15 protein-coding genes are annotated in these 18,189 nt (G+C 70.6%); 7 read left to right on the plus strand and 8 right to left on the minus strand.

Annotated elements, in window-relative coordinates:
• The first annotated feature begins 134 nt into the window (after window positions 1-134).
• Window positions 135-1,343 carry a peptidylprolyl isomerase gene (locus ACN28I_RS09125; RefSeq protein ID WP_420941690.1) on the plus strand — a complete coding sequence of 403 codons (1,209 nt, stop codon included), beginning with the start codon at window positions 135-137 and terminating at the stop codon, window positions 1,341-1,343.
• A gap of 112 nt (window positions 1,344-1,455) precedes the next feature.
• On the plus strand, window positions 1,456-2,115 hold the full coding sequence (gene msrA, locus ACN28I_RS09130) for a peptide-methionine (S)-S-oxide reductase MsrA (RefSeq protein ID WP_420941691.1): 660 nt from the start codon (window positions 1,456-1,458) through the stop codon (window positions 2,113-2,115).
• A gap of 22 nt (window positions 2,116-2,137) precedes the next feature.
• Here the strand turns inward: msrA and ACN28I_RS09135 are convergent, their stop codons facing one another.
• The 6 genes from ACN28I_RS09135 to ACN28I_RS09160 are packed head-to-tail and all read right to left on the minus strand — an operon-like array spanning window position 2,138 to window position 8,666.
• Window positions 2,138-3,367, minus strand: coding sequence for an ABC transporter permease (locus ACN28I_RS09135; RefSeq protein ID WP_420948604.1), 1,230 nt, complete (start codon window positions 3,365-3,367; stop codon window positions 2,138-2,140).
• 32 nt (window positions 3,368-3,399) lie between these two features.
• The gene (locus ACN28I_RS09140; RefSeq protein WP_420941692.1) at window positions 3,400-4,632 is read right to left on the minus strand and encodes an ABC transporter permease; all 1,233 of its coding nucleotides are present in this window, start codon (window positions 4,630-4,632) and stop codon (window positions 3,400-3,402) included.
• Window positions 4,629-5,393 (minus strand): ABC transporter ATP-binding protein, encoded by a 765-nt coding sequence (locus tag ACN28I_RS09145; RefSeq protein ID WP_420941693.1) that lies wholly within the window; start codon window positions 5,391-5,393, stop codon window positions 4,629-4,631. Before ACN28I_RS09145 ends, ACN28I_RS09140 begins: the two co-directional genes overlap by 4 nt.
• A complete protein-coding gene (locus tag ACN28I_RS09150) occupies window positions 5,390-6,655 on the minus strand; it encodes an efflux RND transporter periplasmic adaptor subunit (protein ID WP_420941694.1) in 1,266 nt (421 codons plus the stop codon). Before ACN28I_RS09150 ends, ACN28I_RS09145 begins: the two co-directional genes overlap by 4 nt.
• Window positions 6,652-7,980, minus strand: coding sequence for a TolC family protein (locus ACN28I_RS09155; RefSeq protein ID WP_420941695.1), 1,329 nt, complete (start codon window positions 7,978-7,980; stop codon window positions 6,652-6,654). Before ACN28I_RS09155 ends, ACN28I_RS09150 begins: the two co-directional genes overlap by 4 nt.
• Entirely contained in the window at window positions 7,977-8,666 is a 690-nt protein-coding gene (locus tag ACN28I_RS09160) for a YIP1 family protein (protein WP_420941696.1), read from the minus strand. The genes ACN28I_RS09155 and ACN28I_RS09160 overlap by 4 nt, the downstream gene beginning before the upstream one ends.
• A 235-nt stretch (window positions 8,667-8,901) precedes the next feature.
• Here ACN28I_RS09160 and ACN28I_RS09165 point away from each other — a divergent pair, with 235 nt between their 5' ends.
• Both ACN28I_RS09165 and ACN28I_RS09170 read left to right on the plus strand, forming a co-directional pair.
• A complete protein-coding gene (locus tag ACN28I_RS09165) occupies window positions 8,902-11,475 on the plus strand; it encodes an AAA family ATPase (RefSeq protein ID WP_420941697.1) in 2,574 nt (857 codons plus the stop codon).
• A 4-nt stretch (window positions 11,476-11,479) separates the two neighbouring features.
• Window positions 11,480-12,331, plus strand: coding sequence for a Rossmann-like and DUF2520 domain-containing protein (locus ACN28I_RS09170; RefSeq protein WP_420941698.1), 852 nt, complete (start codon window positions 11,480-11,482; stop codon window positions 12,329-12,331).
• A gap of 12 nt (window positions 12,332-12,343) precedes the next feature.
• Here the strand turns inward: ACN28I_RS09170 and ACN28I_RS09175 are convergent, their stop codons facing one another.
• A complete protein-coding gene (locus ACN28I_RS09175) occupies window positions 12,344-12,985 on the minus strand; it encodes a hypothetical protein (protein ID WP_420941699.1) in 642 nt (213 codons plus the stop codon).
• 295 nt (window positions 12,986-13,280) lie between these two features.
• Between ACN28I_RS09175 and ACN28I_RS09180 the strand changes: the two genes are divergently transcribed.
• Window positions 13,281-13,676 carry an SET domain-containing protein gene (locus ACN28I_RS09180; RefSeq protein WP_420941700.1) on the plus strand — a complete coding sequence of 132 codons (396 nt, stop codon included), beginning with the start codon at window positions 13,281-13,283 and terminating at the stop codon, window positions 13,674-13,676.
• Window positions 13,677-13,800: 124 nt separating this feature from the next.
• Here ACN28I_RS09180 and ACN28I_RS09185 read toward each other — a convergent pair whose 3' ends face one another.
• The gene (locus ACN28I_RS09185) at window positions 13,801-15,084 is read right to left on the minus strand and encodes a hypothetical protein (protein WP_420941701.1); all 1,284 of its coding nucleotides are present in this window, start codon (window positions 15,082-15,084) and stop codon (window positions 13,801-13,803) included.
• A 106-nt stretch (window positions 15,085-15,190) separates the two neighbouring features.
• Between ACN28I_RS09185 and ACN28I_RS09190 the strand changes: the two genes are divergently transcribed.
• Window positions 15,191-15,604, plus strand: a complete 414-nt coding sequence (locus ACN28I_RS09190) for a hypothetical protein (protein ID WP_420941702.1) — start codon at window positions 15,191-15,193, stop codon at window positions 15,602-15,604.
• Between the two features lie 515 nt (window positions 15,605-16,119).
• Window positions 16,120-18,126, plus strand: coding sequence for a hypothetical protein (locus ACN28I_RS09195; RefSeq protein ID WP_420941703.1), 2,007 nt, complete (start codon window positions 16,120-16,122; stop codon window positions 18,124-18,126).
• Window positions 18,127-18,189 lie beyond the last annotated feature (63 nt).

Consider the following 18,189-nt stretch of genomic DNA (forward strand, 5'->3'; position numbering starts at 1 on the left):
CCGGGGCAGGGACTGCCCTCAAAACAGGATTTCTGTTTTAATCCCGATTGAACCGAGCGGACGGTGTCCCCCAGTGGGTGCCGCCCGCTCCTTCATTTTCACCGGATGGGCCCACCACGGGCGCCCAAGGAGTCATGGTGTCTTCTCGCAACGATGGCAATGGAGCCAGCCGCGGCAGCACCGGTTCCATCGAGGGTGATCACATCCTCCGGAAGCTGGAGGGCGGTCAGCGCCCGGCGGCCAAAGCCCCCCCCTCCCCTGGCGGTCCGGTGGCCCAGCCGGCGCGTGCGTCCGGGGCCGCCACGAGCGCGGCGCCCCAGCGGCAGGAAATCAAGCTGCCCAAGGTGAAGGCGCCCTCGCTGGACAACCTCCAGGTCACCGTCCCCCAGGACTCGGACATCACCCGGGAAGAGCTGCTCATGCGCTTCCACGAGCTGGTGCGCGCGAACTCGCCCACGCGGGAGCGGGCGCCCGGCGAGCCCGTGCAGATGGGTGACACCGTGGTGCTGGACACGCTCGGCTATGCCCAGGGCCGGCTCATCCCCTTCAGCGCCAAGAGCGGCCTGGAGATGGAGATGGCGCCGTCGGATCTGCTGCCCGGCCTGCCCGAGGGGCTGGTGGGGACGCCGGTGGGCGGAGGCCAGGAGGTGCAGGTGACGCTGCCGGACACGTACCCGGTGGAGCATCTGCGCGGGGTGCACGCCACCTTCCTGGTGGACGTGGTGTCGGCCCGGGAGGTGACGAGTCCGGACGCCGAGAGCGACGCCTTCGTGCGCAAGCTCGGCCGCGGCACCACGCTCGAGGCGGTGATGGAGTCGCTCGCGGATGAGATCGCCAACGAGCGCGCCGACGACATGTGGCTGGAGGCCCAGGAGCGCGTGCTGGACGAGCTGGTGCTGCGCACCGAGGTGCCGCTCACCGTGGAGTTGGTGGACGAGGAGATCCGCCAGGCCTGGAGCTCCACCGAGGCCCGCCTGCTGGCGCAGAAGGACTTCGCTCCGGACGAGCTGCAGGAGTCGCTGGACGGGTGGCTGGACGACCCGACCACGCGGCTGGAGGCCGAGCGGCGCCTGCGCATCGCCTTCGCCCTGAAGGCCCTCATCGAGCGCGACCACCTGCAGCTCACCCCGGACAAGATGGACGAGGTGCTCCAGGAGGCGGTGGTGCCCTACGGGCTGTCGCTGGAGGAGGCGCGCCGCGCGCTGGCCAACCCCGCCACGGCCGAGGGCGTCCGCAACGCCGCCCTGCAGGTGGTGGCCGTGCGCCACGTCATGGGCAAGGCCCAGGTGCGCTTCGAGGGCGTCCCCGGCGTCTTCTCCGGCAACGGCAAGCAGCTCCGCTAGGCGCCGCGGCGAGGGAGGGAGCGCCACCCGGCATGATCCCTCCTGTTCTCCAGCAGGCGGCGGGCGCGTCACATTCCCGGCGGGCACCGGGACGCCGCGTTAATCTCGGGGCATGTGGCGGATCCTCAACCCCAGCAAGCTGAAGATGCCTTCCGCGGAGGAGGCCCTGCCGGGCCGTTCCACCCGGATGGCTGTCCCCCCGAAGCACCACGTCAACGGCGCGCCGCTCGAGGCGCCCTTCCCGGAGGGCCTGGAGCAGGCCATCTTCGGCATGGGCTGTTTCTGGGGGGCCGAGCGCAAGTTCTGGCAGACGCCCGGCGTGTACTCCACCTCGGTGGGCTACGCGGGGGGCCACACCCCCAACCCCACCTATGAGGAGGTGTGCTCCGGCCGCACCGGCCACACCGAGGTGGTGCTCGTGGTGTACGACCCGAAGCAGGTCTCCTTCGAGACGCTGCTGAAGGTCTTCTGGGAGAGCCACAACCCGACGCAGGGCATGCGCCAGGGCAACGACGTGGGGACGCAGTACCGCTCGGCCATCTATTGGACCACGGACGCGCAGCGGCAGGCCGTGCTGGCCTCGCGCGAGGCCTACCAGAAGGTGCTCACCGCGGCGGGCCACGACATCATCACCACGGAGCTGCGCCCGGCTCCCGAGTACTACTACGCCGAGGACTACCACCAGCAGTACCTGGCCAAGAACCCGAACGGGTACTGCGGCCTGGGGGGCACCGGCGTGAGCTGCCCCGTGGGCGTGGCCGCCGCGCCGTAGCGGGCGGCCCGGGCCGTGCGCCCTACTCCGAGCGCATGGCCTCCACGGGATCCAACCTCGCGGCGCGGGCCGCGGGGTAGATGCCGAACACCAGGCCCACGCCCGAGCTCATCACCAGCGAGAGCGCCACCGCCCAGGCGGGCACCACGGTGTTGAAGCCCAGCATCCACCGGGACAGGAAGGCCAGCCCGAAGCCGAGCCCCACGCCGATGATCCCGCCCAGCAGCGACATGATCACCGCCTCGGTGGCGAACTGGGCGAGGATGCGGAACTTGCGCGCCCCCAGCGCCTTGCGGATGCCGATCTCCTTCGTCCGCTCCGTCACCGACACCAGCATGATGTTGAGGATGCCGATGCCGCCCACCACGAGCGACAGCAGGCACACCCCGAAGCTGGCGATGGTGATCACCTGCGAGAGGCTGTTGAAGGTCTCCGTCATCGACTCGTTGGTGTGCACCTCGAAGTCGTTGGGGTCCAACGGCGCCACGTCACGCCGGCGGCGCATCAGGTTCGTCACCTCTTCCTGCGCCTTGGCGAGCTGATCCGGCTCGCGGGCCTGCACCGCGATCTCCACCGACTCCACCGACCCATAGACCATCTCGTAGGCCAGCAGCGGCACGACGATGACGTTGTCCATGCTCATCATGCCCAGGAAGCTGCCGCGCCGCTGCAGCACCCCGATCACGGTGAAGGGGCGGCCCTTGATGCGGAGCTGCTGGCCGAGCGGCTCCATGCCCGGAAAGAGCGTCTCCACCACGTCCAGGCCCACCACCGCGACCTGACGGCCGTCCACCGCCTCCACCGGGCTGAAGAAGCGCCCCGCGGCGACGGTGATGCCGCTGGTGTCGATGTACTCGGCCGTGGCGCCCGTGACCCGCACCGAGGGACGCGTCTCCACGGTCGCGCTGGAGATCTTCTGCCCGCCGGACGTGTCCGAGGCGGACACCACGCCCACCGAGGGACACCACTGCTGGATGGCGCGCATGTCCTCCAGCGTCAGGTCCTTGCGCCTGGCGTACATCCGCCAGTTCACCCGGCCGAAGCCCGAGGGCCACTTGCTCACCTCGAAGGTGTTGGCCCCGAGCTGCGACAGGTCGTTGTTCACCTTGAGGCGCAGGCCCTCGATGAGCGCCATCATGACGATGACCGTCGTCACGCCGATGACGATGCCCAGCAGCGTGAGCAGCGTGCGCAGTGGGTTGCCCAGGAAGGTGCCCATGGCCAGCCGCAGGTTGTCGGCCATCGCCAGCAGGTTGGCCTCGATGCGTCGGAACATGGTCGTGCTCACTCGTAGCGAAGGGCTTCCACGGGATCCAGGTTCGCGGCCCGCGCCGCCGGCCAGATGCCGAACAACAGCCCCACCAGCGCGGCGAAGCCCACCCCGCCCACGATGGTGAAGAGCTGCACGTCCGCCGCCAGGGGCGTGATGAGGGACACCACCTTGGCCGTCCCCAGCCCCACCACCGTGCCCAGCAGGCCGCCCACCGCCGACACCGCGGAGGCCTCCATGAGGAACTGCAGCACGATGGTGCGCTTGCGCGCCCCGAGCGCGCGCCGGATGCCGATCTCCCGCGTCCGCTCCCGCACCGACACCAGCATGATGTTCATGATGCCGATGCCACCCACCAACATGGTGATGAAGCCCACGCCCAGCGCCACGCCATAGAGCGCCCCGGTGAGCTGCTCGTACGTCTGGGCGAGCTGCTCCGGGCGGTTGATGGAGAAGTCGTCCGGGAGGCCCGGGGGCGTGCCGCGCACGCGCCGCACGACGCCGATGAGCTGCTCCTCCGCCTTGCGGATGTCCTCCGCGCGCTCCACGGAGACGACGATGCTGAAGGGGCGGCCCTTGCCGAAGGTGGAATAGAACGTCTTGAAGGGCACCATCACGGTCAGATCCTGGTCCCGCTCCAGGAGCTTGCCCTTGCGCGCCAGCATGCCCACCACCTGGAAGGGCCGGCCGTCGATGCGGATGGAGCGGCCCAGGGGATTGAGCCCCGGAAAGAGACTCTCCGCCACGGTGGCGCCGATCACCGCCACGGGCCGCGTCACGGCGTCATCCGCCTCCGTGATGGCACGCCCGGCCACCAACTGCCAGGCGCCGATGGTGAAGTACTCGTGCGTCACCCCGGTGACGTCCACGGTGGAGAGCTGCTGGCCACCGAAGGACACCTCTCCGATGCGGCCGACGACGGGCGAGATGGCGGAGACGTACGAGGCCTGCGCGCGGATCTGCTCCACCTGCGGCAGGGTGAAGTTCTTCCGGTTGCGGAACATCCACCAGTCGCCCTTGATGACCCAGGGGAACTTGGAGACGTGCAGGGTGTTGGTGCCGAGGGAGGCGAGCTGCTTCTCGAAGGAGCTGTTGAGCCCCTGGACGATGCCGATGATGGCCAGCAGCGTGGCCACGCCGATGCCGATGCCCACCGTGGTGAGCACGGTGCGCATCCGGTTGGCCCCCAGCGAGAAGAACGCGATGCGCGCCCCCTCCACCACATCCACGCGCACGGCCTTGTTCATGGGCTCCCCACGGCCTGCGCCTGGGGCGCCTGCGCATCTCCCAGGGCCACCTGGCGCCCGGGTCCGTCCGCGACGATCTCCCCGTCACTGAGCCGGATGGCCCGCGGGCAGCGCGCCGCCAGCTTCGGCTCGTGCGTGACGAGCACCAGCGTGTTGCCCGCCCGGTGCAGCTCCTCGAAGAGCCGGACGATCTCCTCGCCCGTGGCCGAGTCCAGGTTTCCCGTGGGCTCGTCCGCCAGGAGCATGGAGGGCTCGGCCACCAGGGCCCGCGCGATGGCCACGCGCTGGCGCTGGCCGCCGGACAGCTCGTTGGGCCGGTGGTGCATGCGGTGCTCCAGGTGCACCTTGGCCAGCGCCGCCCTCGCCCGCTCGCGCCGCTCCTTGGCCTTCATGCCCCGGTAGACGAGCGGCAGCTCCACGTTGGAGAGCGCCGTCTCGCGCGGCAACAACTGGAACGTCTGGAAGATGAAGCCGATCTCCACGTTGCGCACCTCGGCGAGCTCGTCGTCCGACATGCGCGACACGTCCTTGTTGTTGAGCATGTAGCGGCCGCTGCTGGGCGTATCCAGGCAGCCCAGCACGTTCATCAACGTGCTCTTGCCCGAGCCGGACTGGCCGATGATGGCCACCCACTCGCCGCGGCCGATGCCGAAGGACACGCCCCGCAACGCGCGCACCTCCTCGCCACCCACGTGGAAGACGCGGGTGACGTCCTGCACATCGATGAGCCGGGGGGACCCGGTGCCGTTGGGCTCGCTCACGACTTCTTCCCACCCGGACCGCCGGGGCCGCCCATCTGCGGCTCGCGCACGGTGTCGCCGTGCTTCAGCTCCTTGGACAGCGTGCGGTAGGGGCCCTCCACCACCTTGTCGCCCTCGATGATGCCCTCGAGGATCTCCAGGTCGGTGTCCGAGGCGATGCCCGTGCGCACCCGGCGCACCTGCGCCTTGTTGTCCGCGTCCACCACGAAGACGACCTTGGCCAGCGTCTCCGCGCGGCGCGCCACCGTCAGGCCCGTGCCCTCCACCGGCGCCTTGTAGTCCGGCAGGCTCTTCTCCGGACGCACCGTCACCGACTGGATGGGGACGAGCACCGTGTCGTCATGCTTCTCGGCGGAAATGCGCACCTCGGCGCTCATGCCCGGCAGCACCCGCGCCGGCCGCGTGCTGAGCGCCACCGTCACGGGGAACGTCGTCACCTCGGCCTCGGTGCCGGGGTTCTTGATGAGCGCCTTCTGGGCGATCTCCACCACCGAGCCCTCGTAGGACTCGCCCTCCAGCGCGTCCACGGTGATCTCCGCGGGCTGGCCGGGCTTGAGGTGCACCACCTCGTGCTCGCCCACCTCGAACTTCACCTCCATGACGTTGAGCGCGGCGATGGTCATCACCACGTCCTCGGAGAAGTCCGAGCCACGCACGCGCTCACCCACCTCGCGCGACAGCTCGATGATGTTGCCGTCGATGGGCGAGAGCAGCGTCGTCTTGGAGAGGTTGGTCTGCGCCTCCTCGTACACGGCAGAGGCCTGGGCCAGACGCTGCTGGGCCGAGGCCAGCCGGGCCGTGGCCGTGTCCCGGGCCGCCCGCGACTGATCCACCTCGGCCGCCGAGGCCAGGCCCTTCTTGCCCAGCTCCTCCACGCGCGCCAGCTCGGCCGTGGTGCGATCCACCTCCACCTGCGACACCTGGGCGTCCGAGCGCGCCGCGTTCTGCGCCGCCAGCGCCTGCTTGGCCGAGGCCTCGTAGCGCTTGCGATCGATGCGGCCCAGCACCTGGCCCTTGATGACACGGTCCCCGTCCTTCACCAGCAGCTCCGTCAGGTCGCCGGAGAGGTTGGAGGAGATCTTCACCGTGGTGGCCGCCTGCACCTTGCCCGCGCCCGTGATGGTGCGGGTGATGGTGCCCTTGCGGGCCTTGGTCACCTGCGCCTCCACCGTGGGGGGAGGCCGGTCCTTCAATCCACCCGCCGTGATGGCCGCAGCTCCGAGGAACAGCCCGCCTGCGATGACCGCCTTCCACCACTTCATTGCGCTTCTCCCGGGGCCAGAGTGCCCATGGCCCGCATCAGCGTGAAGCGGGCGATTTCGACGTTGATACGGTTCTCCAGCAGCGTCAGCTCGGCCTGCGTGAGCTTGAGCTGCGCGTCGCGCACCTCGAGCGTCGAGCTGACTCCCGCGTTGAAGCGCTCCTCGGCGAGCACCAGCGCGTCGGCGGCCGCCTTGCGGTTGGCCTCGGCCAGCTCCGCGGAGACGATCTGCGCCTGCAGCGCCACGTGCGACTGGCGCACCGCGCCCTCCAGCTCGCGCTCCGACTGCTGCAGGTTCAGCTCGGCCACCCGGCTCTGGTACTCGGCCCGGCGCGCCTGCGCCTGGGTGGTGAAGCCGTTGAAGATGTCCCACGAGATGTTCAGGCCACCGCGCACCAGGTTCTGACGGGCCGGCTGGCCGAAGAAGACCGCCGGGTCCGGACCGCTGCGCTGGTAGGCGGCATCGAGGGAGAAGCGCGGCAGGTAGCCCGCGTTGGCGATGCTCTCCTGCAGCTCCGCCACGCGCAGCCGCTGCCGCAGCGCCACCAGCAGCGGCCGGCGGGTCCTCGCGTCCCGCAGCGCCTGCTCCAGCGAGGGCGCCGGCGCGGGAACCTCGGTCAACACGCCCGGATCCACCGCCTCCACGGCCTCCGCGCCCGGCATGGCCAGCCACGTGCTCAGCCGCGCCTGGTCCGTGGCGAGCTGCGACTGCCGCGACACCACGGCGATGCGATCATTGCCCAGGTTCACCTGGGCGGACAGCTCCTCGGCCTTGCCCACCCGGCCCGCCTGGAAGAGCGCCCGGGCCCGCTCGAGCTGCTGCTCGCTGCGCCGCACGTTGGCCTCCAGCACCTGGATGGTCGCCTGGGTGCGGAAGAGCGAGTAGAAGCGGTTGATGCCCTCCAGCTCGGAGGTGTCCTGCTGCTCGGTCGCCTCGCCCCGCAGCGCCTCCAGCTGCGCCCCGCTCTGCTCCAGCCGCGCCCACACGGCCCGGTCATAGAGGAGCTGCGAGACGGAGACGCCCAGGTTGAAGCCGGGGTACGCCACTTCCGGGGTGTCGATCTCCAACTGCTGGAAGCCGCCGCCCTCTACGGGCACGACGTTATAGGAGCGCTGGGGGCCGATGTACGTGAGGGAGGTGCCGCCCGAGAACCGGACCTGGGGCAGCAGCGACGAGCGGGCGCTGCGCACATCCTGCTCGGCGCTGGAGGCCTGGAGCGCGGCGGTGAGGGCCTGGACGTTCTCCCGGCTCCGGGCGCGGGCCTCCTCCAGGCTGACGGGGGTGGAATTGGCGGCGAGCACCACCGCGAGCATGAGCGCGTTCATCGACCACCTCCCTGACCACCAGCCATCATCGCGGGCATCCCAACGAAGAACACCCCGACGAACAGGATATAGAGGACGGTGCACAGCAGCACCGCCCGGCCCTTGCGCATCCCCGTGGCCGAGGAGAAGCCCAGCCCCATCAGGCCCACGCTCCACAGGTTGAAGAAGTCCACGCCCCGCAGCACCCGGGTCATCTTCGGGGACAGGCCCTCCAGGGCCGCCAGGCTCGAGGGCACCAGGCTCATCACCCGCGCCTCGGTGAGCGAGTGCTGCGCCAGCGCGCAGACGGTGAAGACCAGGTGGTAGAGGGCGATGGGCAGCATGGCCAGCGCCGCCGCCGACATGAGCCGGCCAAAGGGCGCGGTCCGGTCGAACAGCCACGCGGCCACCCACAGCGCCGCCGCCAGCACCAGCGTCAGGAAGGGCATCACGAAGACGCCCTTGGCGATCCCCGCCACCAGCGCCTTGCGCGAGGCCGTCTGGATCTCCTCGGAGATCTCCGTCTCCGTGGCCCGCTCCAGCTTGCCGGTCATCTGCAGCTGCTGCACCACCGCGGGGCCAGCGTCCCAGCGGAGGGAAAAGGCCGTCCCGGAAGCGGACACGCACACGGCGAGGATCAGCAGGGGCCAGACCCAGCGGCGGGCCTCGATGGCGGCTCCGGTCGCGTCGAGTGGGTCGAGGAGCACGCGGGTGGGTTGAACGATTGAGCTCATAAGTGGAGGTGACGGGGCGCACGGGATGTACGCCCAGGAGCGCCCCCTATTGCAAGCCGGATGACAATGGCCCCCCAACAGGCTAGCAGTCGGCCCATTCCCAGGTCTCCCCCCACGCCGGGTGGGGGGTGTAGCGACCTGTAGCGGAAATTTTGCCGAGCCGATCCGAAGGGTGTATTTGCTCGCCTGCCCGCCTGCCGGAACTCGAATGGTCGACAGCACCGATCTCGCTCAGGTACTCCACGAAGCCCATGACATCGCGCAGAGCGTGGCACAGAAGCCTACCTCGGCCCACGTGCTGTTGGCGCTCTTCACGGTGGAGAACCGGGCGCAGCTCCTCCTGAAGGAGAAGGGCGTCGACGAGGACAGCCTCCTGGAGAGGATGACGTCGCAGCCCTCGGAGCAGGACGGGCTCGTGCGGGAGCTGTGCATGCGGGCGAGGGAGATCGCCCAGAGCAGCGGCGCGCGCGAGACGGACTGCATGCACCTGCTGGTGGCCTTCACCCGGGTGCGCTGCGCCGCCAGCGATCTGATGGCCAAGGCGGGCCTGCACCTCATCAACCTGGGCAACACCGCCCTCTCCTACTGTCTCAGCGGGAGCATGCCCCGGCGGCTCCAGCCGGGCCGCAACTCGATGGCGGTGGGCATGCCCCGCCCGAGCCGCCCCCTGGGGGCCCCGCCCTCGGCGCCGCCCGCCTCCGCCCTGGCGATCTCCCCGCGCCCCGCCCCGGCGCCGCCCCGCGCCCCGTCCCGGCCCGCCCTCTCCCCGCGCGATCTCATCGACGAGGTGAACGAGGACGTGCCCGGGGCCGCCGAGCCCACGCCGGTGCCCCCGCTGCCCACGCGCACCCCGCCGCCGGCGCCCGCCGTCCAGGCCCCGTCCGTGACGGCTCCCGCGACGCCCTCCCCGTCCCTGCCCTCCCCTTCCCTGCCCGCCGCCACGCCGCGCCCGGCGCCTGCCCCGGCCCGCCCCGCCGCGCCCTCTCTGGTGCTCGACGAGAAGCGCTTCCCCCTGCTCACCTCGCTGGGCCGCAACCTGAGCCGGCTCGCCCAGGAGGGGAAGTTGGATCCCGTGGTGGGCCGCGCCAAGGAAATCGAGGAGGTCATCGACATCCTCGGCAAGCGGCGCACCAACAACCCGTGCCTGCTGGGCGAGGCGGGTGTGGGCAAGACGGCCGTGGTGGAGGGCGTGGCCCAGCGCCTGCTGGAGCTGCGCGGCACCCTGGCCGAGAAGATCCTCCTCGAGCTGGACATGGCCACGCTGGTGGCGGGCACGCAGCTCCGCGGCTCGTTCTCCGAGAAGCTCAACGCCCTCAAGGAAGAGGTGCGGCGCGCCGACGGCCGCGTGGTGGTCTTCATCGATGAGATCCACACGCTGGTGGGCGCGGGCTCCACGGGCGAGGGCCCGCAGGACGCCGCCAACGAGCTGAAGACGGCCATGGCGCGCGGCGAGTTCCCCTGCATCGGCGCCACCACGCACGACGAGTACCGCAAGTTCATCTCGCAGGATCCGGCGCTGGAGCGGCGCTTCACCCCCGTGGTGGTACACGAGCCGTCGGTGCCGGAGACGGTGGAGATCCTCCAGGGCATCATCGGCCGCTACGAGGACCACCACGGCCTGCGCTACACCCCCGAGGCCCTGGAGGCGGCCGCGTCGCTGGCGTCGCGCTACGTGACGGAGCGCTTCATGCCGGACAAGGCCATCTCCGTGGTGGACCTGGCCGGCTCGCGCAGCCGCCGCGAGGGCAAGGAGCTGGTGGAGGCCTCGGACGTGGCCCGGGTGGTGGCGAAGATCGCCGGCATCCCCGAGGAGCGCCTGCTGATGACGGACTCGGCGCGGCTGCTGCGGTTGGAGGCGGACCTGGGCGAGCGCGTCATCGGCCACGAGGAGGCCATCTCCCGCATCGCCCGCGTCATCCGCCGCAACTACGCGGGCTTCGCCTCGCGCCGCCCCATGGGCTCCTTCCTCTTCCTGGGCCCCACGGGCGTGGGCAAGACGGAGATGGCGCGCGGCCTGGCCGAGGTGCTCTTCGGCAGCAAGGAATCGCTGGTGCGCGTGGACATGAGCGAGATGTCCGAGAGCCACGGCGTCTCGCGCCTCATCGGCTCGCCCGCGGGCTACGTGGGCTATGGCGATGGGGGCCAGCTCACCGAGCCGGTGCGCCGCCGCCCCTCGTGCGTGGTGGTGCTGGATGAGATCGAGAAGGCCCACCGCGAGGTGCAGTTGCTGCTGCTCCAGGTGCTGGAGGAGGGCCGCCTGACGGACGGCAAGGGCCGGCACATCGACTTCTCGAACACCGTCGTCATCCTCACGACGAACCTGGGCGCGGACGCCTTCCACAAGACGAGCCGCACGCTGGGCTTCGGCACGGCGGCGGCGGAGGGCACCAAGGGCCAGAACGACATGGACGCCGCGAGCGCCACCGCGCGCCAGGCCCTGCCGCCCGAGCTGTGGAACCGCATCGACGAGCGCCTCCCCTTCCGTCCCCTGACGGAGGAGCAGGTGGCCCGCATCGCCACCCTGCTGCTGGAGGGGAGCAGCCGGCGGCTCGCCACGGAGAAGGGCATTGCCTACGTGGCGGGGGCGGAGGTGGTGGAGCTGCTGCTGAAGTCGGGCGGCTTCGATCCGAAGCTGGGCGCCCGGCCCATGCGCCAGGTGGTGCAGCGGCTGGTGGAGGCGCCCCTGGCCGAGCGGATCCTCGCCGGTGAGTTCATGGCGGGCGACCGGGTCCAGGTGTCCGTGCAGGCCGGAGAGCTCCAGTTCCAGCGCGAGAGCCGCTGAGCCCGTGAGCGCCCCGCGTCCCAGCCGTCCGAAGGTGGTGGTGGTGGGCGCGGGCCGTCTGGGCGGTGCGCTGGCCCTCGCGCTCGCCGCGAAGCGCTGGCCCGTGCGTGTGCTGGCGCGCTCCGAGGAGAGCCGTCGCCGCGCCCTCGAGTTGGGGCTGAAGCCCGCCTCCGAGCGGGACGTGGCCGAGGCCCGGGTGTGTCTGCTGTGCGTGCCGGACAAGGCCGTGCCCGGGGTGGCCGAGGAGCTGAAGCCCCGGCTGGCGCGGGGTGCCGCCCTGGTGCACTGCGCGGGCGCGCTGTCCCTACAGGCGCTGGGTGCGCCGCGCGGGCGGGTGCTCGGCTCCTTCCATCCGCTCGTCGCGGTGTCGGATCCACGCGACTCGCTGGCCGGAAACTCGGTGGCCCTCAGCACCCGCTCCCGCTGGCTGCGCGAGGTGCTGGAGCGGATGGCGAAGGACGTGGGCCTGCGCGCCCTGCGGGTGCCGGAGCGGCGGCGCGCCGCCTACCATGCCGGGGCCGTGCTGAGCGCGGGAGGTGTGGTGGCGGCCCTCTCCGCGGCCGTGGAGGCCTTCCGCGCCGCGGGCATCTCCGAGGAGGACGCCCTGGCCGCGCTGCTGCCCCTGACGCGCTCGGCGCTGCGGGGCGTGGAGGCCCGGGGACTCGCGGCCGGGTACACCGGTCCCATCGCCCGGGGAGACGCGGGGGTGGTGACGGCTCACCTGGAGGCACTTCCGCCCGAGGTGGCCGATGTCTACCGTCCACTCTCCCGGCGTGGATTGCGGCTCGTGGGGCACCGGCTGCCTCCTGAAGCCCGCTCCGCGCTGGAGAGACTCCTCAAGCCTGAAAACCGTTAAGCGCTCGTAGGCTCACGCCTGCGGGGAGGAGCGCTTACGCAGGGCGAGCGCCGCATCATCGAACACTTTACCGAGCACATCGTCCTGAGGCCGATGGGCATCCAAGAAGTCCGCGTCCTCCCGCTGCCCTACATACTGGAGGGTGACCGCGGCCCCAATGCTACGAAGCGCCGCCTGCGCTGCCGCCAGCCTGCGTGCCACGTCGCGCAACGCGGAACGTGACTCGGGGGAAAGTGCGGGAAACAGGCGCTCGCGGTGCAGGAGCAACAGGGTCAGCAGCCGCTCACAGAACTCGTTTTCCGCCCCGTCCCGCGTCGCGGCCACGTCGATGATCGCACGGGCCAGCGAGCTCAATGAAGGAAGCAGAGGCTCCAGCTCGGCTGGCACCTCTTCGTCCAGCACCGTCAGGACCTCCGTCTTGTCCTCCAATGGCACCGCACCATTCTCGATCCATGCGCTCAACTCCTCGGGAGAGCTCTCCAGCAAGCGGAGAAGGGCGCGCAACGCTCGGGCCTCCGGCGGGGAAATCCGCTGCAGAGCGCTTCGAACGGCAGGTATCAGCTCGGGGTGACGCTTGCGCCAGAGTGCATGGGTCAAGTCATTCACGGCTGTCCGCTCTGGCGTCCCCGCGGCCAGACGATTCAGCTTGCGCACGAGCGCCGCCCTCGCGCTGGCGCTCTTGCCTCCGGGGCCTCGTTGCTTCGGGCGAAGGGAGTCCCGGCCCGTGCTTCCCGCTTCGTCTCCGCAGGGGAATGCTCCCTCAGGGGGGCGCATGCGCCCGCCAGCAGGGCGAGGCTCGTGACCAGTCCCAGAAGAAAGAGAGGCAGGCGGGGGTTCATGCATGGAGACCCTACCTCAACGAGGCGAGGGCCCCCCTCGCGACTCAGGGGCCTGATGGATGGGCCCGCGAGGGGTCCCCAGGAAACGAAGTCCGAGGTGGAGAGGCATCATGATTCGCGTGAAGAGCTACATCTCCCATTCGAGCATCCACGGCATCGGTCTGTTCGCGGGTGAGCCCATCCCCAAGGGGACCGTCATCTGGGCCTTCGACGAGCCGATCGATCAGCGCTTCACGCCCGCCGACGTGGCCAAGATGACGCCGGAGATGAAGACCTTCCTGGCGCGCTACGCCTACTGCGAGCGCGGCACCCTCGTGCTGTGCGGCGACCACGCGCGCTTCATGAACCACTCGCCCACGCCGAGCTGCGGCAATGATCCCACCCGGCGCTTCACGCTCGCGCTGCGCGACATCGCCAAGGGCGAGGAGCTCACCGACGACTACGCCACCATGGAGGATAGCTGGGAGCCGTTCGCGGGCATCATCGAGCCCGAGCGCGTGGAGTAGTTGAAACACCAAGGGGCCAGCGGGTGGTCCCGTCCGGCCCCTGGGATCCGTGGCACCCTCACCCCGACCCTCTCCCGGTGGGAGAGGGAGAGGAGAGGGAGAGAGGGCAACGCTCAGGCCCGTCTCAGGCCAGGATGATGCGCGGCGCGTTGAGCGCCTGGCGAATCACCGCCACCACCTGCTCGGACATGGCGTCGGCCTCGGTGATCTGCCGCAGGCACAGCTCGCCCTTGGCCTCCGTCACCGCCCGCTTGAGATCCGTCAGCAGCACCGTGGCCGCCTTCAGCATCTCCTCGTTCTGCGGGTTCGGCGGCGTCCCCTTGCCCGCCTTCTCCTCCATGTACTTGGTGAAGCGGCGCACCGCGTCCACCATCTGGTTCGCGTCGAAGCGCTCCAGCAGCGGCTTGAGGCGATCCGTCTGCAGCTTCAGGAAGCGCTGCACACCCGCGCGCTCGAAGGCCGGGTGCACCAGCCCCACCTCCGAACGATCGAAGGCGCCCAGCAGCCCGTCCTCGGGCGCCTGCACCGCGTGCGGCACCACGTCCACGAAGAACTCCATCGGCGGCACGCCCTGGTTGAAGGCCTGCAGCTCCTCCTCGTCCACCGGCGGGAAGTTCTGCGGCGAGCCGATGAAGAGCATCGGGAGGATGAGCTGGCCCCAGAACTCGTTCTGCGCCGCCCCGGTGTTCCCCTGCGTGGCGTACAGGTGGATCATCAGCTCCGCGATGCGCGGCGCCACCTCCACCTGGTCCGCCAGCGTCTTGGTCGCGTCCATCTGCTGGAGCACCGCGACGACCTGGCCCTCGAACTGCTGACGCACCTCGGGCGGAAGCTGCGTGGCCCGGCCGAGCGCCTCACGGATGTCGCGCGCCAGCGCGTCCGGCTTCGTCTCCAGCGTCTTCTGCGCCTTGGCCGGGTCCACCACCAGGAACTGCATGAAGCCCGGATCCACCATCCGCTGGTACTCCGCGGGGCCCAGCTTCGGCCGGTTGCCGGCGGCGCCAAAGCGCGCCTCGCCCAGCGTGCGGCGGATGCCCGCGACCACTTCGTCCAGCCGCGCCAGCTTGCCCGACACCAGCGCGTTCATCACCTCGCCGAACGGCGAGAGCACGATGGGCACCTCGGGGAAACCCAGCGAGGCCCCCTCGGGCGAGTCCCGGTTCACGAACCAGAAGGCGTTGTGCTCCTTGCCCAGACGCTCGGCGAGCGCTCCGGCCAGACCCAGGGCCAGTCCCTGATGGTTGGGGTCGTTCGGATTGAAGGCGGTGCCGAGCAGCTTCGGGATGGACGTCTCCACTTCCGTCCAGGGGACCGTGAGGAGATCCACCGGCTTGCCCTCGAGCTTCTCGAGGGCCGCGGCGACCTGGGCCTGGGCGGATTGGACATGGGGAGGGGCAGGGAAGGCCATGGACGATTCCTGTTCAGGGTACGCGGGCGTGTCGAACGGTCGACCCCCTTACCCTGAAAACCAAGTTCATCGCCACGATTTGTGACCGCACCTAGGATGGGGGCGCATGCCTCGCCGCCTACCCCCCCTCCTGCTGCTCCTGCTCTCCCTCGCCGGGTGTGCATTCGTCACACCCCGTTTCCCCCAGAACGTCCAGACGGAATTCGCCCGGGAGGACATGCGCAAGCTGTCCACGCGCACCCTGGAGCTCTACTACCCGGCCCGGCTGCGGCCATCGGCCCTGCGCATCGCCGCCCGCCTGGAGGACTGCGTCGAGCGTCTGCGGGGCCTCCCCCGGAAGCCCGGCCACCAGGAGCGGGTGCTCGTCTACCTGACGGGCGCGAACTTCAACAACGCGTACGTCAGCCCGGACTACTCCAGCGTCCCCCAGCAGATGGTGATGCCGACGCACATGTCGCTGGAAGCTCTTCAACCTGCTGGGCTTCGGCCCCGCCGAGCTGGGCGCGGTGGGCTGCCATGAGGCCGTCCACTACGTGCAGATGGAGCAGACGCACGGCATCTGGTGGCTGCTCAACACCCTCACCGGCGGCCTCTTCCAGCCCAACAGCCTGACCGAGTCCTGGTTCCTCGAGGGGCTCGCCACCTACTACGAGGGCCGGCTGGGCAAGGCCCAGGGCCGTCCCCACAGCCCCATGTGGCGCGGCTTCTTCGAGGCCGCCTCCCAGTCCGTCGACGGCACGCTCCACCCCGGCTACCTCTCCCCCGAGCACCGGCGGCTGGATCCGCTCGGCGGCAACTACCTCACCGGCAGCTACTTCGTGGCGTGGCTCGCGGAGCGCTACGGCGAGGAGCGGCTGTGGGAGCTGGTGGAGGTGCAGGGCGGGACGATCATCCCCCCGTTCGCGCTGACGCTGCGCTTCGGCGACGTGTACGGCCGCAACCTCGGCCGAGCTCTTCCAGGAGTTCTCCTGGTCCATCGCCCGGGAGCAGCAGCGGCGGGAGCGTCCCGCCACCCAGCAGGTGCTCGCCCCCAACGTGGGCTACTTCGCCCGGATGGCCGCCTCGCCGGATGGCGCCATCGCCACCGTGGACGCCGGACGCGACCAGGTCACCCACCTCACCGTGCGCGAGCGCGATGGCTCCATCCGCTTCAGCCGCTCCCTCACCCAGTTCCTCCCCGGGCGCCGGTGGATCGCCACCTCCCCCACGGTGATGAGCGGCCTGTCCTTCACCGCCGACGGCGCCTTCCTCTTCCTCATGGCCGCGGACATCGACTCGCTGGACAACTACGTCTCGCGCGTGTGGCAGGTGGACCCGCGCACCGGCGACGTCCTCGAGACGTGGGAGGGCCTCGAGGGCATGGGCGGCGCCGTCACCCCCGACGGCCAGGCTTACGTCTTCGTCCATGTCGAGGGAGACACCGCCAACCTCCACCGACTGGAGCTCACCACCGGGGCGCGCGTGCCGCTCACGCGCTTCGAGGGGCAGTCCTCCCTGGGGCCGCCCTCGGTGGCGGCGGACGGCCGCATCGTCTTCCCCCGGATGACGGAGCAGGGCTGGAACCTCGCGCTGCTGGAGACCGATGGCACCGTGCGCCCGCTCACGGACGACACGCACTTCAACTACTCGCCCCGCTGGGTGGACGCGGGCCGGATCGTCTTCCAGCGCGAGCACGAGGGCCGGTGGCAGGCCCATGTCCTCGACGTGGCCGGCGGTGAGCCGGTGCGCATCACCGACGCGCCGCACCTCGTCATGGACGTGGCCCCGGCCGGCGGCTCGGAGATCGTCTTCCTCAACCGCGATCGGTTCGACTTCTCGCTGGATCGCGCCCCCATCGCCCCGGTGGCGCCCTCCGAGGCCCTCACCCAGGCGCCCTCCCCCGCTCCCGCGCCGGCCAGTGAGCCCACGCGGACCTCGGCCCCGTACCAGGCGCGCGAGCTGGACATCCTCTCCGACGAGCCCTACTCGCCGCTGGAGCACTTCTTCCTGCCGGAGCTGCGCGTCCCCTACTTCTATGCGTTCCCGGAGCAGGATGAGGCCGAGCGCACCCGGGCCGTCTTCTACGGCGGCGTGGCCCTCGCGGGGCAGGACCGGCTGGGCTTCCACCAGTACGCGCTGCTGGCCCAGGCCGACTCGACGCTGAGGGATCCCAGCATCAACTTCAGCTACGCCACCGGCCTGACCGCGCCCTGGTACACGGGGCTGTCCGTGGCGCGCAACGTCCAGCGGGGCCAGCGGGACTTGCAGGCCGCGCTGTCCACGTCCCGCACCTTCTGGACCACGCCCGTGAGCCTCAGCCTGCTCGCGCTGCGCCGGGACTACTACGCCACCGCCACGCGGCCCGGGGTGCGCACCTCGCTCATCGGCCCGGAGGCCGCCATCTCCTACTTCGCGGGCGAGAGCACCTCCTATGGTGGCACCCAGCGGGGCCTCGGCCTGTCGCTGGGCGCCGGCGTGTACCCGCTCGCCTTCGATGATGCCGACCCCTTCGCGGACCTGCGCGCCGAGGTGACCGCCTACGTGCCCGGCCTGCCCCTGCTCCTGCGCGACAACCTCCAGCTCACCGCCATCGCCCGCTTCCTGCCCAACGCGCCCGAGGGGCTCCTCCAGGTGGGCGGCATCTCCTCCGGCTCCGCCCTCAGCGTCCGCTCGCGCCCCAATCCCGAGGACGCGCCCGATCTCCCGCTGCGCCTCCAGCCGGGCACCGCCTTCTCCGAGTACCTGCGCGGCTACGAGGACTTCCGCCTCCGCGCGCGCAACGTCGTGATCGCCCAGGCGCGCTACCGCTACCGTGTCATCATCGACTACGGCTGGACTTCCTTCTTCTGGCTGGGGCCCTCCTTCTTCATCAGCCAGGTGGAGCTGGAGGCCTTCGGCTCCTGGGCCCGCACGGACCTGAGGGACAACCACCGGGCCGCGGGCGGCGCGCTCCACCTGCGCACCACCTTCGGGCAGGCCGTCCCCGTTTCATTCTTCTACCAATACGCCCGGCGCTTCGATGACGGGCTCGGGGAGCTGCACCTGCTGGGTATCTCCCTGTAGGACAGGCCCTCCTGTAGGACCTGCCCTCGCGGGCAGTCGGGTGTCCTCCGCGCAACGAACCCG

Source organism: Archangium gephyra (genome assembly GCF_049060025.1).
GTDB lineage: Bacteria > Myxococcota > Myxococcia > Myxococcales > Myxococcaceae > Archangium > Archangium gephyra_A.